This is a genomic window from Synechococcus sp. 60AY4M2 (genome assembly GCF_002760375.1).
Lineage (GTDB): Bacteria > Cyanobacteriota > Cyanobacteriia > Thermostichales > Thermostichaceae > Thermostichus.
Genome location: NZ_AUMZ01000001.1, coordinates 201,224 through 215,953 on the forward strand (window position 1 = coordinate 201,224; position 14,730 = coordinate 215,953).

17 protein-coding genes are annotated in these 14,730 nt (G+C 60.9%); 10 read left to right on the top strand and 7 right to left on the bottom strand.

Annotation, left to right across the window (positions count from 1 at the left end):
- Positions 1-24: 24 nt before the first annotated feature.
- On the bottom strand, positions 25-750 hold the full coding sequence (locus SYN60AY4M2_RS00850; protein ID WP_099812102.1) for a Crp/Fnr family transcriptional regulator: 726 nt from the start codon (positions 748-750) through the stop codon (positions 25-27).
- 268 nt (positions 751-1,018) lie between these two features.
- Between SYN60AY4M2_RS00850 and SYN60AY4M2_RS00855 the strand changes: the two genes are divergently transcribed.
- From SYN60AY4M2_RS00855 to SYN60AY4M2_RS00880, 6 genes are all read left to right on the top strand, one after another.
- Positions 1,019-1,681 carry a sigma-70 family RNA polymerase sigma factor gene (locus SYN60AY4M2_RS00855; RefSeq protein WP_011430335.1) on the top strand — a complete coding sequence of 221 codons (663 nt, stop codon included), beginning with the start codon at positions 1,019-1,021 and terminating at the stop codon, positions 1,679-1,681.
- A gap of 2 nt (positions 1,682-1,683) precedes the next feature.
- Positions 1,684-2,244: a zf-HC2 domain-containing protein gene (locus tag SYN60AY4M2_RS00860; RefSeq protein WP_083759162.1), complete on the top strand. Its 561-nt coding sequence runs from the start codon at positions 1,684-1,686 to the stop codon at positions 2,242-2,244.
- Between the two features lie 66 nt (positions 2,245-2,310).
- A complete protein-coding gene (locus SYN60AY4M2_RS00865; RefSeq protein WP_228375200.1) occupies positions 2,311-2,898 on the top strand; it encodes a hypothetical protein in 588 nt (195 codons plus the stop codon).
- 51 nt (positions 2,899-2,949) lie between these two features.
- Positions 2,950-3,264, top strand: a complete 315-nt coding sequence (locus SYN60AY4M2_RS00870) for a DUF3181 family protein (RefSeq protein ID WP_011430332.1) — start codon at positions 2,950-2,952, stop codon at positions 3,262-3,264.
- Complete coding sequence (locus SYN60AY4M2_RS00875; RefSeq protein ID WP_099812103.1) at positions 3,252-4,373, top strand: S-layer homology domain-containing protein; 1,122 nt, start codon at positions 3,252-3,254, stop codon at positions 4,371-4,373. Before SYN60AY4M2_RS00870 ends, SYN60AY4M2_RS00875 begins: the two co-directional genes overlap by 13 nt.
- A 220-nt stretch (positions 4,374-4,593) precedes the next feature.
- Positions 4,594-5,163, top strand: coding sequence for a photosystem I assembly protein Ycf4 (locus SYN60AY4M2_RS00880; protein WP_099812104.1), 570 nt, complete (start codon positions 4,594-4,596; stop codon positions 5,161-5,163).
- 166 nt (positions 5,164-5,329) lie between these two features.
- Here the strand turns inward: SYN60AY4M2_RS00880 and SYN60AY4M2_RS00885 are convergent, their stop codons facing one another.
- The 4 genes from SYN60AY4M2_RS00885 to SYN60AY4M2_RS00900 all read right to left on the bottom strand — a co-directional run bounded on the left by SYN60AY4M2_RS00885 (position 5,330) and on the right by SYN60AY4M2_RS00900 (position 9,585).
- Positions 5,330-6,907 (bottom strand): NAD(P)H-quinone oxidoreductase subunit N, encoded by a 1,578-nt coding sequence (locus tag SYN60AY4M2_RS00885; RefSeq protein ID WP_099812105.1) that lies wholly within the window; start codon positions 6,905-6,907, stop codon positions 5,330-5,332.
- Positions 6,908-7,026: 119 nt separating this feature from the next.
- Positions 7,027-8,298 (bottom strand): gas vesicle protein GvpJ, encoded by a 1,272-nt coding sequence (gvpJ, locus tag SYN60AY4M2_RS14180; protein ID WP_228375199.1) that lies wholly within the window; start codon positions 8,296-8,298, stop codon positions 7,027-7,029.
- A gap of 110 nt (positions 8,299-8,408) precedes the next feature.
- The gene (locus SYN60AY4M2_RS00895; protein WP_011430327.1) at positions 8,409-8,888 is read right to left on the bottom strand and encodes a peptidylprolyl isomerase; all 480 of its coding nucleotides are present in this window, start codon (positions 8,886-8,888) and stop codon (positions 8,409-8,411) included.
- Positions 8,889-9,108: 220 nt separating this feature from the next.
- The gene (locus SYN60AY4M2_RS00900; protein WP_011430326.1) at positions 9,109-9,585 is read right to left on the bottom strand and encodes a phosphate-starvation-inducible PsiE family protein; all 477 of its coding nucleotides are present in this window, start codon (positions 9,583-9,585) and stop codon (positions 9,109-9,111) included.
- A 67-nt stretch (positions 9,586-9,652) separates the two neighbouring features.
- On the opposite strand from SYN60AY4M2_RS00900, the gene SYN60AY4M2_RS14695 reads away from it, so the two are divergent.
- Positions 9,653-9,805, top strand: a complete 153-nt coding sequence (locus tag SYN60AY4M2_RS14695; RefSeq protein WP_011430325.1) for a hypothetical protein — start codon at positions 9,653-9,655, stop codon at positions 9,803-9,805.
- Between the two features lie 31 nt (positions 9,806-9,836).
- On the opposite strand, the gene SYN60AY4M2_RS00910 is transcribed toward SYN60AY4M2_RS14695, so the two are convergent.
- Both SYN60AY4M2_RS00910 and SYN60AY4M2_RS00915 read right to left on the bottom strand, forming a co-directional pair.
- Entirely contained in the window at positions 9,837-11,471 is a 1,635-nt protein-coding gene (locus tag SYN60AY4M2_RS00910; RefSeq protein WP_099812106.1) for a CTP synthase, read from the bottom strand.
- Positions 11,472-11,522: 51 nt separating this feature from the next.
- A complete protein-coding gene (locus tag SYN60AY4M2_RS00915; RefSeq protein ID WP_240527657.1) occupies positions 11,523-12,011 on the bottom strand; it encodes a hypothetical protein in 489 nt (162 codons plus the stop codon).
- A 183-nt stretch (positions 12,012-12,194) separates the two neighbouring features.
- Here SYN60AY4M2_RS00915 and SYN60AY4M2_RS00920 point away from each other — a divergent pair, with 183 nt between their 5' ends.
- The 3 genes from SYN60AY4M2_RS00920 to SYN60AY4M2_RS00930 form a co-directional block, all read left to right on the top strand.
- Positions 12,195-12,773, top strand: a complete 579-nt coding sequence (locus SYN60AY4M2_RS00920; protein ID WP_240527658.1) for an aldo/keto reductase — start codon at positions 12,195-12,197, stop codon at positions 12,771-12,773.
- Positions 12,774-12,803: 30 nt separating this feature from the next.
- Entirely contained in the window at positions 12,804-14,105 is a 1,302-nt protein-coding gene (gene glnT, locus SYN60AY4M2_RS00925; protein ID WP_206336886.1) for a type III glutamate--ammonia ligase, read from the top strand.
- Between the two features lie 252 nt (positions 14,106-14,357).
- A partial coding sequence (locus tag SYN60AY4M2_RS00930) for a fatty acid desaturase (protein WP_240527659.1) occupies positions 14,358-14,730 on the top strand: 373 nt, incomplete at its 3' end.

Here is a 14,730-nt window from a genome sequence, read left to right on the forward strand (position 1 = left end):
GTCTCCAAAACAGGACGGATGCACCTAGAGCAGGCGGGTGGCCTCTACCAGTTTGGCGTACTGCACCAGCAGCAGAGACTGGTGCTCCGGCAACACCTGAATCACCCCTTGCTGTTGCAGGCGGCCCAGCACCGCCGCCGCTACCTCCCGGCTGACCTGGCTGATATCGGCCAAATCCTGGAGGGGAGGGTAAACAATGCGCACGCCCTGCTCGGTTTTCTCGCCAAAGGCCTCTGCCAGTTGTACCAGCGCATGCACCACCCGCAGCGGGGGGCTTTGTCGATCCAGATCGGCCTGCAAATTGGCCAGGCGCAGGCGGCGGGAGAGGCTGCAAGCCAGGCGATAACACAGGTGCGGCTCCTGCAGCATCAGCGCCTTGAAGGTGGCCGCCGGGATCCCGGCCGCCCGCAGCGGGGTCAGGGCCAGCACATCCCGCGAGCGGGGGGCTTCGTCCAGCACCGCCATTTCCCCCACCCAAGCGCCCGGCCCGAGCAAAGCCAGGGTTTGGGCGCTGTCTTGTGTCCCTTCTGCTGTGCGAATCCCCACAGACCGCCGCACCTTGGCCCAGCCAGAGAGGATCAAATAAACGACGTTGCCCCAGGCATCCTGCATCAAGAGCGCCTGTCCTGCCGCAATATCCCGCAGCTTCACCTGGGATCCCAACCATTGCAGAGAGGCTGCTGAGAGTTGGGCCAGCGTCGGCACCGCCTTGAGCTCGGAGAGGAGGGCAGCAGAGACATCAGAATTCATGCCGGTTGACCCTAGCGCAAGCCCACTGTAGCCCAGTCGCCGGCTCAAGGGCTATCCTGCAGAGTGTTCGCCCTAGGTCGGGTCCCCTGCCCCAAAATCCGAGAGCTTGTAGCCGCTGCGGCCTCTGGAACCTTTGCAGCTGCCTTGAGTTTGGGGAGTGGGGGCCGAGCGGGAGGAACTCAAACTGCGCCATTATCGTCTAGCTAACAGAGGTTCTGCTTGGGAGGGGATCCCTCCGTCGTTGTCCTTCGATAATCTATGGGTACCTATGGATGCTGCCCTCAGCGACATCAGTGGCCAGCGCTGGTCGGTCTGGGTGAAGGACGTGCCTGTGCGGCCCGAAAAGCTCGCTGACGTGGATCTGGTGCTGCTCTGCCAGCAGGGATCCCGGCCCCACCGCGAGGCCTTCGCTGAGCTGATACGCCGTCACCAGGCCTATGTGGACAAGGTGCTCTACCACCTGGCCCCCGACTGGCCTGACCGGCACGACCTGGCCCAGGAAGTCTGGATCCGGGCCTACCGCCACCTAAAGCGGCTGCAGGAGCCGGCGAAGTTTCGCAGTTGGTTGGGGCGGATTGCCACCAACCTGTTCTATGACGAGCTGCGCAAGCGCAAACGGCAGCAGCAGCCCCTTTCTTTGGATGCCCCGATTTCGATGCGGGACAGTGAGGTGGAATGGGAGCTGCCCAGCGAGAGCCCTAGCCCCCATGAGCACCTCACCACCTGCGAGTTTTACGAGCAATTGCACCAAGCCGTCCGCGACCTGCCTCAGGTTTTTCGCCAGACAATCCTGCTGCGGGAAATTCAGGGGATGGCCTACGAGGAAATTGCCGAGATCACAGGAGTGTCTTTGGGCACCGTTAAGTCTCGCATTGCCCGCGCCCGCGCCCGCTTACAATCCACCCTAAAACCCTACCTCGATGGTGAATGACCATGGTTCGCGGCAACCTTAACCCCGACCGCGAGGACTCCCAGCCAGAACTGCCGCTGGTGGAGGAGCGCTTTGAACAGTTGAGCGCCTACCTGGATGGGGAATTGTCGCCCCAAGAGGCGCGGCAGGTGGAAGACTGGCTGGCCAGCGATCCCCAAGCGCGGCAACTGTACAGCCAACTGGCAGCCTTGCAGGCCGGCTTGGCCAACCTCAAGGCCCCAACTTTGGATCCTGGCCAAACAGAGCTGCTGATCAGCCGCGTGTTCGAGGAGCTGGACCGCAGGCCGGCGCTCGATCTGAGCTGGCGGCGGTGCAGGGGCACCCCTTGGGGACGGGTGGCAGCGGCTGGGGTGGCCTTGGCGGGAGCCGGCTGGGCGGGCTGGCGTTGGTCGCATCCCCAGCCGTTGGTGTCGCTAGAGGAGCCGCCGGTGCGGGTGGCCATCGTGCCTGCCTCTGCCCGGGTTGCCCAGCGCTATCTGTTCGAGCCGGGGCAAAAACAAGATGCCTACTCAATTTTGTTTGAGACAACGCCGAACCTCGGCGACGAGGTGAGCTGGGAATGATTCTGAGCAGGCTTGAGAAAGATTGAGGAGTGGAGGGTGGAAAAAGCAGTTCGCGGAGCTTGCGGTTTGGCAGTTTGCCTTTGGCTAGTTAGTCTGGGATCCTTGTCGGCCCAGGCTGACCCCAGTGGCAGCCATTTCGCAGCGCCGCAGGACTCACGTCCTTATCCCCATGCCCTGGAGCCCACCAACCTGCCCTCACCCAGATCCCGTCTCACCCAACCGCTGGCCGGCTCTCAGGCTTCCACCCCCGCCCAAAACCAACCGGCCTCTCCCGAGATAGAGCTATCGCCTTTTCCCGATTTCCCCCTCCTTAAGGAGTTGGATCCGCCCCTCCCCACCTTGGCCGACCTGGGCATCCATTGGGATCGCCTGGCTCTGCTGCCCGACCTCGAGCTGGCCGAGGAAATGGATAGGGAGTTCAGCCGCCGCTTGGCCCGCCTGAACCGGCAGATTGCCAACCAACAAGAGCGCCTCTACCGCCTGTTGCAAACCTGGGACTCTGACGAGGCCGATATCCGTCAAATTCAGGCCCAACTGAGCCAGTTGCGCACAGAACGGGATCGCCTGGCGCTGGAACACCTGTTGCTGCTGCGGCAGTTGCAAGAGAACTTCGCCCTGCCTCTACCGGCCCGCTCTGCCGCCAGCTCTCCCTGAGGTGGGCCCAAGTTATGATCGGCAGAGGGCAACCACTGACGGAGCTGAGCGATGGCCCAAGTGCCCAGCAACCCAGAGATCGAGCAGTTGGCCGCTGCCATTGGCGAGGAAGTTTACATCGATGTAGCCCGCTGGCACCTCTACCTGCGGGATGCCCATCTGCACACCCTCTTGGCAGAACAACTGGCCCCCCAGGTGAGGGCAGGCAAGGTGGATGAGGACGCGGTCACGGAGATCTTGCAACGGATCCCGGTAAAAGTGGGGGGTGGGCGCAAAGAATTGCCCCTGGCGGATCTGTTGCCGATGCAAAGCCTGCTGAACTTGTTGGATGTGCTGGAGGAGTTCAGCCGCAAATGGGCTCAGTAGAGGGGGAGAAAGCATTGCAGCATCAGCTCAATCGGCTCAAGCAGTCTAGGCGGTCGCTGCCTCCAGCCGGCACCTGGCTCAGGGCCGCTGGTTTTGCCTTGCTGCTGGGGCTGTTGTCGGCCTGTCAGGGAACCGAGTGGGGAGAGCGGCTGCAAAGAGCGGTGCGACCGGTGGGCCTGCCTCCCCCTCTCTCCGCCGACCGACCGGAGACGCCCACGCCTCTGCCGGGATCCCGCTCCCCCTCTGCTCCTGCCACCCCCCCTGCTTCCTTCACGCCCCCGCCCAGCCAGGTCAGCAGCCGTTTCACGGATCTGGAGCCCGGATCCCTGGTGGCCCGTGCTGTCTCTGATCTGGATCGGCTGGGTGTCTTTGCCGATATTGTTGGCAGTGAGTTTCAGCCGCAGCGTAGCGTTCGTCGCGGCGAATTTGCCCGCTGGTTGGTGCTGGCCAACAACGCCATTCACGCCGACCAGCCCAGCCGCCAAATCCGTTTGGGATCCGCTGGCGAGCGCCCCTTGTTTTTGGATGTGCCGGAGGAGGATCTCAACTTTCGCTACATCCAGGCCCTGGGAGCTGCCGGCCTGGTGGTCGGCGATGCCAACCGCGAGTTCCGCCCCAACAGCTTGCTGTCGCGGGCAGAGCTGATCCGCATGAAGGCACCTCTGGATTTGCCGCCCGGCCAGATCAAGGGATCCCGAGCAGAGCTGGAGGAGCGTTGGGGCTTTACCGATGCGGCCCAGATCCCCGACGAGGCCGTTGCCCCCCTGGTGGCGGATCGCAGCCTGGAGAATGCCTCCACGGTGTTGCGCACCTTCGGCCCCATCCGCACGTTTAACCCCTTTGAGCCGGTCAGCCGCGGGGAAGCGGCGATTGCCCTTTCGGCCTTTGGGGAGCGAACGGCTCAGGAAGCTGCCTTGCCAACCCCAACTCCCGCAGCCGAGCCCCCCGACCCTGAGCCTTCTCCTCCTGTTGCCGAGCCAGACCAGACCCCTTCCCCTCCTCCCACCCCTGAGGGCGACCCCTCTCCCAGCGCCACTGGCAACTCTAAACCTCCAGCCGTCACCCCAGGGGCAGGGGAAATTGTGACGCCGCGCGAGCCTCAGCCCTAAATTGAGGGCGATCCCAGCGTAGAAGCGGAGAGGGCCGCAGCGCTTAACCCCCTCTCCTGCTTCGCCCCCCTGAGGCTGGATTGCAAAAGGACCAACCCCCTGGCTGCTCTTGTTGTTGGCGGCGGAAAAATGCTAACTCTCTTGCTGCTCCACAGGGCAAGCTCCTCCCCGCCTATAAAATGGGAGAAGCCAACTTGGAAAATCGACAGGGATCCCGTCTGTGTCTGCGACTGTTCCCGAAATTCGCTCGGAAGACCTGCTGCGCTACACCGTAATCGGGTCGCGGCGGCCCAGCGTCTACTTTTGGGCGGTGGCGCTGACAGGGGGTGGGCTGGGCTTTACCCTGGCGGGTCTTTCCAGCTATTTCCACCGCAACTTGCTCCCCTTTTCCGATCCCGCCAGCCTGGTGTTCATTCCCCAGGGCATTGCCATGCTCTTCTACGGCGTGCTCGGATCCCTGGCGGGGCTGTATCAATGGCTGAGCCTGTACTGGAACCTGGGGGGCGGCTACAACGAGTTCGACCGCCGCACCCAGAAGATAACCCTGGTGCGGCAGGGCTTTCCGGGCAAAAACCGCGAGGTGCGCCTAGAATACGACTTTGCCGAGGTGCAAAGCCTGCGGGTGGAGCTGCGAGAGGGCTTCAACCCTCGCCGCGCCATCTACTTGCGCATAAAAGGACGCGGCGACATCCCCCTCACCGGCGTCGGCCAGCCCCCTCCCCTGGCCGAGATCGAAAACCAAGCCGCTGAGATCGCCCGCTTTCTCAATGTCAGCCTAGAAGGTATTTGAGATTCTGTTTGGTTGTGGACGGCTGCTGGTCAGGGATCCCAGGAATTGAGATAGCCCAGAAACCGTCTCAACAACATCGGGTCAATTGTCCCAGTAAATTTCCCCTTCCGAAGGGAGAAGGGCTGGGGGTAAGGGAGCCGTGCCTTGCGGCGCCCTTGAGGAAGGTCTAGGAACCGCGGCTAGGCAAAGCTGCAGATCCTGCAACGGCCAGAGAAGGGCTGGCCGACCCTGGAGCAAAAGCCTGGGCTGTCGGGAACCCCAAAAACGGGCTTTGCTCCACCGCCTGAGTGGAGAGGGTAAATAGAGGATTGGAGAGGATGCCAGCGAAGATGGTGGCCACCAGCGTCACCACCATGCCCACCCGCAAAGCCGGCATGCCCTCGGCCTGCCAGTCGGTTGGGGGGTAGTTTTGCACCGAAAGCGACATCTCCTGCGGCTCTTTTACCACCATGGTTTTCACCACCCGCACGTAGTAGTAGATGGAGATGACGCTAGTCACCAGGCCCACCAGCACCAGCGTGTATTCTCCTGCCTGCCAGCCGGCCCAGAAGAGATAGAGCTTGCCGAAAAAGCCGGCCAGCGGCGGCAACCCGCCCAGGGAGAGCAGACAAATGCTCAGGCAAAGGGTGAGAAAGGGATCCTTCTGATAGAGGCCGCTGTACTCGTTGATTTCGTCGGTGCCAGTCTTGAGGCTGAAGAGGGTGACACACAGAAAAGCCCCTAGGTTCATGGCCAAATAGACCATCAGGTAAAAAATCAAGCTGGCATAGCCCGCTTCGGTGCCCGCCACCAAACCGATCAAGACAAAGCCCGCCTGCCCAATAGAAGAATAGGCCAGCAGTCGTTTGAGGCGGGTTTGGGCAATCGCCACCACATTCCCCAGCACCATGGTCAAAATGGCCAGCACCGAGAGCACCGCCCGCCACTCTTCTGTCATCGCCGGAAAGACGGTGACCAAAAAGCGAATGGCCAGGGCAAAGCCTGCCGCCTTGGATCCCACCGACAAGAAGGCCACCACCGGCGTCGGGGATCCCTCATAGACATCAGGAGTCCACTGGTGGAAAGGCACCGCCGCCAGCTTAAAGCCAATGCCGCCCAGGCAGAACACCAAAGCGAGGATCCCCACCAGCCCGGCATTGGCCAGGTAGGGCGCAATAGCCGCCAACTGGGTCTGTCCCCCCGACAGGCCATAAAGCAGCGACATGCCGTAGAGGAAGATAGCGGTGCTGCTGGCCCCCGTCAACAGATACTTCAGGGCCGCCTCGGAAGAACGCGGATCCCGCTTGGTGTAGCCGGCCATCAGGTAGCTGGCGATGCCCAGCGTTTCCAAGGAGACGAACACCATGATGAGATCCGTCGCCCCGGCGAGGAACATGCCCCCCAAGGTGGCCGTGAGGAGCAGCACATAGAACTCGCCCGTGGGCGCGCCTGCCTGGAGGAAGTAGCGCTCCGCCATCATCACCGTCAGGGCTGCCGTCGCCACCACCAGGCCGCGGAAGAGAATGCTCACCGGATCCGCGGCAAAGCTGCCCAAGAAGCTCTCCAACTGGGGCTGCTGCCATTGCAACACCAAGGTCACCAAGGCCCCAAGCAAACCAAAGAGGGAGAGGGCCGGAAGACTTTTGCGCGCCGCCGACCCACCCACCAAATCCACCACCAGGACGATCAACAGCGTGAGGGTAACCACCACCTCCGGCCAAATGGCGCCGGCATGCAGGTTTCCGGTTGGGGCGAAGACATCCATAGGGGAAGACTATGAAGAGAGATTAACGGGATCCAAAGCCAGCATACCGCGATTTCCGGCCTCCCTAGCTTGCTTCTGGCATTTCTTCTCCCAATTGTCTCCATCGACACTTCCTGGTTTCAAGAAAGCTTGGCGCTGGAGGTGAGCACCAATCGTAGGCGAGCGTGGATGAGGCTTAAGTCGGCCAAGCCCAGGTCGATCTCGCCGTCGATGACGATCCCGGTGTTGATCAGCCGATCCAACAGTTCCAGCAGGGATCCCTCGCCGTGGGGTTGGCCGGGGTAGTAGTCCCCCTGGCGGGGCAAGAGAGAGCCCAGATCCCCCAGATCTAGGTTGAGCTCTGCCGGGTCGATCTCCAGCAGGGCGCAGAGTTGCCGAATTTGCTGCCGCAGGGCCTGGAGGCTGCTGCCAGCCCGCTCGATTTGCTCGGCAGAAAGGCGGTTGGCCTCCATCTGTCGCACCACTTGCGCTTCCATCAACTGCCGCAGCAGCTCCACCAAGGTCAGCACCAGCGAGGCCAAACCGGCTTCCGGGCGTTTCCGGCCAGGGGTGAGCCGGGCCCGGCTCAAGTCTTCCGGGCTGGCCGGGCTGATAGCAAGGCGGGGGGAAGGAGCAGCCAACCACTGCTCAAAGGGCTGGAAGAGCTGTTCCAGGCTAAGCAAATGGAGGTGGGGATCCCGCGCCGCCTCTTGCCGCTCTTCGGGCAGGTTGTAGCCCCAGGCAGCCAAAAACAAGAGCACCTGCTCCAGGTCCGGCACCCTTTGCACCTGGCGCAGCGTCTGCAGGCGATCCTCGACAAACCAGAGTTCCTCAGGCGCTACCTGGGTCGCTGCTAGCAGCCGCCGGAGGGTGGTGGCCTTGGGGGCGCGCACCTCCTTGCCCAGGATACGGTGGCGCGGCAGTTGGATCCCTTCGCGGAGCAAAAGCTGCTGGATAAACCGCCCCTCCTTGGTGCTGAGAATGGCCAGGCGGGGCTCGCCAGCAGCCTGGATCTGGCGCATCCAAGCCGCCACTCCCGGATAAAAGCGGTGCAGCCCCAGCCAGCCCTGCAGATCTTCTTCGATCCAGCGATCCCGCACCTCATCCAGCCTTTGGGCTAAAGCCTGCTCGGAGATCCCCGCTCCCTGCAACAACCGCTGCCGCCAGCCGGGCCAGTCTTGGCGCAAAGCGTCTTCGGGGATCCCTTGCTGCAGCCCCCACAGCAGCAGGGGCATCTCCCAGCCGGTCTCGATCAGCGGGCGCAGGCGGTCGAAGGCAGGGCGCAACGACTCCAACTGGGCAGGAGCAAGGCCCCACACCTGGGCGCAGACCCGACAGGAAGAGGCAAAATACTCCGCCCGCCCGTCGCAGAGCACACCATCAAAATCCAGAGCCAAAATGCGGGGGGACATTCGCCGGGGCCTAGCGAACTCCATACCTGAGTCCCCCATAGAGCAAGTTGCAAAAATGGGGCCAGAGGCCAAGTTAATTTAACCAAACTGTTTTGCCGGATTGGCCCAACCTAGTTCGATTCCGAGATGCGAACAGACTTGATCTCCACCGGCTTGAGGGGACGATCCTGCGGGCCGGTGGGTGCAGTAGCAATTTTATCCAACACGTCCTCCCCCTCGATTAGTTGCCCAAAGATGGTGTAGTTGGGCGGCAGGGGATAGTCGGCATGCATGATAAAAAACTGGCTGCCGTTGGTGTTGGGGCCGGCATTGGCCATGGCCAAGGTTCCTCGCGTGTAGGGGCGCTGCACCGGCTCATCGGGAAAGCGGTACCCCGGCCCGCCTCGCCCCGTGCCGGTGGGATCCCCGCCCTGAATCATGAAGCCCCGAATGACACGGTGAAAGATGACGCCATCGTAGAAGTGATCCCGGGCCAAAAAGACAAAATTGTTGACGGCAAGGGGAGCTTCCTGCGGGAACAGCTCCAAAACCATCGTGCCGGCGGTGGTCTCCAGCGTGGCCGTGTAGGACTTGGCCGGGTCGATCACCATGGGGGGAGGACTGTTGTAGGTTTTCACGGTTTTGCCCAACTGTTGTGCCAGGAGCAAATCGTAAGAAGAATGCGGGCGGGCCAGAGCCGAAACAACGCCGGATCCCACCCAAAGCAGCACTGCCAGCAAAGCCAGCTTGAACAGGTGGGTGATGCCAGAGGGCACGCGCACGTTTCTTGCCAGAAAGCTCCGCCCCTATCCTACCAGGATCCGTCCGGCCTTACTCATCCCCCGACCGGAATGGGGGTTTGGCCCGCCGCACCAGCCAGTAGCTAACGGAGAGGGCTAGCGTTGCCGCTGCCAGCCCAATGAGATCTAGACCCCCCAGCTTCTCAAAATCAAAAATAATGATCTTGCGCGCCACCGCGATCAAAGAGGTAACAATCACCAGCTCCACCTGCACCACCTGCTTTTGCAAGTAGGCGGTAATGTTCTCCAGAATCTCCAGCGCGATCAGGATATTCAAAAAAAGGCCGAAAATCTCGATCAAAGTAGTGGAGAAAAACCCGGTTGGCTCCCGCAGCAGATCGGCCACCAGGAAGCGGGCCAAATCCACCACGGCCACCACAATCAGGCCGATCATCAAGATGGAAAGCAGCTTCGAGATCAGGCTTTCGATGCGGGTGATGGCCCGCAAAAAGGGATCCTCCTCTTCGGTTTCGTGAGGATTGTGCAACAGCCACTTGAGAAACCGCATCGACAACCCTTCCCCCCTGCGTCCGGGATCCCATTATCTGCCCTAACCGTTAGCTGGAAGAGATCCCTTGGGGCGACGGTTGCGACACCGCTCAGAACAGTATTTCACCTCTGACCAACAGTCGGCCCACTTCTTGCGCCAGGTGAAGGGCCTGCCGCAGGTGAGACAGATTTTGCTGGGCAAATCCGACTTTTTTCGGTGGCGGGGCATAGCGCGCTAGAAACGACAACTCTTGAATTAACCCCAATGCCCTAGCCTGTGTTCTGCAACTGCAGGGCTTGCGGCCGGGAACGGCTGCGCAAAGCAGCCTCGATCAGCCCCAAAAAGAGGGGATGGGGACGGTTGGGGCGGGAGCGAAACTCGGGATGGAATTGGGTGGCGATGAAAAAGGGGTGGCTGGGCAGCTCGATAATTTCCACCAGGCGGTTATCGGGCGAGACACCACTAATCACGTAGCCGGACTCGAGGAATAGGCTGCGGTAGGCGTTGTTGAACTCATAGCGATGGCGGTGGCGCTCATAAACAATTGTCTCACCGTAGAGCTTGGCCGCCAGGGTGTCGGGCAGAATGCGGCAGGGGTAGAGGCCCAGGCGTAGGGTTCCCCCCAAATGTTCCACATCTTTTTGCTCTGGCAACAGGCTGATGACGGGGTGGGGGGTGTCGGGATCGAACTCATAGCTGTTGGCCCGCTCCAGGCCGGCAATGTTGCATCCCCAGTCGATCACCGCACACTGCATGCCCAGGCACAGTCCCAGAAAGGGAATGCCCCGCTCGCGCACGTAGCGAATGGTGGCCACCTTGCCCTCGATGCCGCGGCTGCCAAACCCACCCGGCACCACCACGCCGTCTACATCGGCCAGCAGGGCTTCTGGCCCCCGCTCCTCGACTTCCTCAGAAGAGATCCAGCGCAAAGTAACGCCGGCATTGAGAGCCAGGCCCGCATGGCGCAGGGCTTCCGCTACCGAGAGGTAGGCGTCTGTCAAGCGCACGTATTTGCCGACAATGGCAATCTCCACCTGCTCTTGCGGGTGGTGCAGCCGCTGTACCAGGAGCTCCCACTCGCGCAGATCCGGCTGCTGCGGCTCCAGGTTGAGGATCTGCAAAACCCGCTGCGCCAACCCTTCCTGCTCCAGCACCAAGGGCACATCGTAGATGCTGGGGGCATCCTGGGCCTGGATGACACATTCCACCGGCACGTCACAGAACTCGGAGATCTTCTCCTTGATGGCGCGCGGCAGAGGCTGTTCACAGCGGCACACCAGCACGTCCGGCTGAATGCCAATCGAGCGCAGCTCCTTGACCGAGTGCTGGGTAGGCTTAGTTTTCATTTCCCCCGCCGCCTTGATGAGAGGCACCAGGGTAACATGCACATAGGCCACATTGGCCCGGCCCACATCTTTGCGAAATTGGCGGATGGCCTCCAAAAAGGGCAGAGACTCGATATCCCCCACCGTGCCCCCCACCTCCACCAGCACCACGTCGGGGTTGGTCTCGCGGGCCACCCGCCGGATGCGCTCTTTGATCTCCTGGGTAACATGGGGGATCACCTGCACCGTGCTGCCTTGGTAATCCCCCCGCCGCTCCTTGGAGATCACCGCCTGGTAGATGGCGCCGGTGGTGACGTTGTTGAGCTTAGACATGTTGGTGTCGGTGAAGCGCTCGTAGTGGCCCAAGTCCAAGTCGGTCTCGGCGCCATCGTCGGTGACGAACACTTCCCCATGCTGGTAGGGGCTCATGGTGCCGGGATCCACATTGATGTAGGGATCCAGCTTCAAAATCGACACGGTGTAGTTGCGGGACTTGAGCAGACGCCCCAAGCTGGCTGCCACGATCCCCTTGCCAATGCTGGAGACGACTCCGCCGGTGATGAAGACAAACTTGGCCATACCCCCGATCCCTTGCCCTCTTCTGATTATGCCAGGGATCCCAGGGCTTCCTTAGGGCCGAGAGCGGATGGGGCCGTTGTAGAGGATGGTGGTCTGGAAGGTGCGCCGATCCACCCGCACCTGGGTTTCGATGCTGGGCTGGACGAAGCCGGGCTTGCCGCCGCGGAAGGTGAAGACCCAGGCGTCTTCAAACTCTTCAAACGGCGCGTCGATGGCTGCCCCGTGCATGGAAGCCTCGGCGCGGTAGCGCTGCAAGCCCCCGTTGGCAATCTCGGCCGCTTGGCGGGCCAGGTTCTTAGCTCGGTTGAGATCGCGGAAGTATCGACTAATTTCCTCAAAGCTCCCCCTGGGCAGCGGTCGTCGCGGGGTAGGTGTGGGCGGCACAGGCCGGGGATCCGGCACGATGGGCAAGGTGGGAATATCTTGGCTGGGGGGCAGTGGAGTTTCTGGGAAAAGCGGGGTGACCCCCTGCGCCTGGGCAGAAGGCAGGAATCCCCAGATTACAACGCCGCCCAGGCAGAGACGGAAAATGGACTTCATAGAGCCATGCCGATGTGAATTTTTCAATCCCCACTCTACTGAGCCTCTAGTTAGGAAAGTAGAGGCAAAAGCCCGGACTCTTTTTCCACCAGCAGCTAGGCACGTGGGTTGTCTGCGCAACCGGCTTTGTCCTCCCCTGGCGCCTGTTAGCATCCTGAAACGGGATCCTTTGCAGAAGTTGCCATGGAGTTTGTTACACTTGCCAAGACGGGGCTCCGGCTGAGCCGCGTGGGGTTGGGCACCTGGAGCATGACCGGGGATTGGTGGGGGCCGGCGGATCCCCAGGAGGCCTATGCCACCCTCCGCAAGGCCATTGACCTAGGGATTACCCTCTTTGACACGGCTCCGGCCTACGGCCGCGGCCTTTCGGAAGAGCTTTTGGGACGGGCCATCCGGGATGCCGGCTGCCGGGATCGAGTGGCGATCGCCACCAAGGCCGGCCTGCAGTGGATAAACGGCAAGGTGGTGCGCAACTGCAGCCTAAGTTGGCTAGCTCAGGATCTGGAAAACTCCCTTCGCCGCCTGCAGACGGATGTGATCGACATCTACCAGGTGCATTGGCCGGATCCCTTGGAGCCCCTGGAGGAGACGGCTGCCTTTTTCGGCCGCCTACTCCAGGAAGGAAAGATCCGCGCCATTGGGGTGAGCAACTTTTCTCCAGAGCAGATGGAGCGCTTCCGCCAGGTGGCTGTATTCTCCCTGATCACGATAGTTGGGACTTTCGTATCTGAGATGACACTTTTGCCGGGGTTGAGTGCCTAAACTGACTCCATAACCCTAGTAATTCTAATGATGCCGGTACTTTCAGAACTTGCCCGCAGCCAGGGTATTGATTATTTCCTGATCTCATTTACGGATTTGTTTGGCACGCAGCGCTCCAAGTTGGTGCCTGCTTCAGCAATTGACCGCATGGCCGATGGGCAGGCAGGTTTTGCGGGATTTGCTACGTGGTTGGATTTGACCCCTGCGGATGCGGATGTGTTTGCCCAGCCGGATCGCCAGCGCCTATTCCAATTACCTTGGCAACCAGAGGTGGGGTGGATGCCTGCGGATTTGATTCAGGCCAACGGGGAGCCTTTGGAACAAACACCACGCTGGGTGCTGAAAAAGGTGTTGGCGCAGGCAGAACGCCTGGGTTTCCGGGTCAAGACGGGGGTGGAATGTGAGTTTATGCTCCTATCCCCTACGGAGTGGGCCATTTCCGATGGGCAGGATTGCCAAGCCAAGCCGTGCTACGACCAGCAAAGCCTGATGCGTCGTTTTGCGGTGATTCGGGGTATCTGCGATGGGATGCAAAAGCTGGGTTGGCATCCCTACCAGAGCGACCACGAGGATGCTAACGGGCAGTTTGAAATGAATTGGTTATTTGACGATGCGCTGGTTACCGCCGACCGTCATGCCTTTTTCAAATACATGGTGAAAAGCATTGCGGAACGGCACGGCTATCGGGCGACGTTCATGCCCAAGCCATTTCCCCATCTGACGGGCAATGGTTGCCATACCCATCTGTCGGTTTGGGATGTGACCGGGACAACCAATTTGTTTGCCGATGCCAAAGGGGAACTGGGTCTCTCGTCGCTGGCGTATTACTTTATCGGCGGGGTGCTGTACCATGCTCCGGCGTTGTGTGCCCTGACCAACCCGACGGTGAATTCCTATCGCCGTCTCCATGCGCCGCCTACGGCTTCGGGGGCCACCTGGGCACCTGCCACGATTAGCTACAGCGGCAACAACCGCACCCACCTGATTCGCATCCCTGAGCCGGGTCGGTTTGAGTTGCGTTTGGCTGATGGTGCGGCTAACCCCTATCTCCTGGCGGCGGGTCTGATTGCAGCGGGGCTGGATGGGATTTGTCACCAGCGTCACCCTGGTACTCGTTGCGACAACAATACCTACACCGACCCGATTCCCGGATTGCCGACTCTGCCTACGTCCCTAATAGAAGCGCTGGAACATTTGGATCGCAGTGCCATGTTTCGGGCGGCTTTGGGGGATGCTTTCGTTGATGCTTACGTGAAGTTGAAAAAACAGCAATGGCAGGAGTACAGCCGCCAGATTACTCCCTGGGAACGAGAAACAACCCTGGACTGCTAAAGGGTTGCCTAGGATACGATGGCAACGGCAATGTTTGTCTAAAATTACCGGGGAATATGTTGACTCCAAGGGGCTTTTATGGCGGGTATGTCAGCCAATCGTACTGTGGAAGCGTGGCCATGTGATCCCCACCGTCTGATTCCAGCAGAAGTGCTCAAGCAACTCCATGTGCGCTCCGACCGGGCGGGATGGGTGCAATTACTGATGCACCTAGCAGTTATGGGGGTCAGTGGGAGTCTGTGGTGGACCCAGATGGGATGGCGCTGGTGGGTTGCCCTGCCTGCGTTGGTGGTTTACGGAACCAGTTTGGCGACCATGTTTGCGGCGTTGCACGAATGCGTCCATCGCACGGCTTTTGCCAGCCCCAAAATCAACGACGGTGTTGCTTGGTTTGCAGGGTTGCTGTCGTTTTATAACAGTACCTTTTACCGCTACTACCACACGTGGCATCATCGCTACACGCAAATTCCCGGCAAGGACCCGGAGCTAGAGGATGGCAAGCCCCAGAATTGGCGGCAGTATCTGCTGGAACTCAGTGGTATTCCCTGGTGGATCGGCAAGCTCAAGACGTACTTTTACCTGGCGACAGGACAACTGCAGCGATACCCTTACGTTCCCGAAGCGG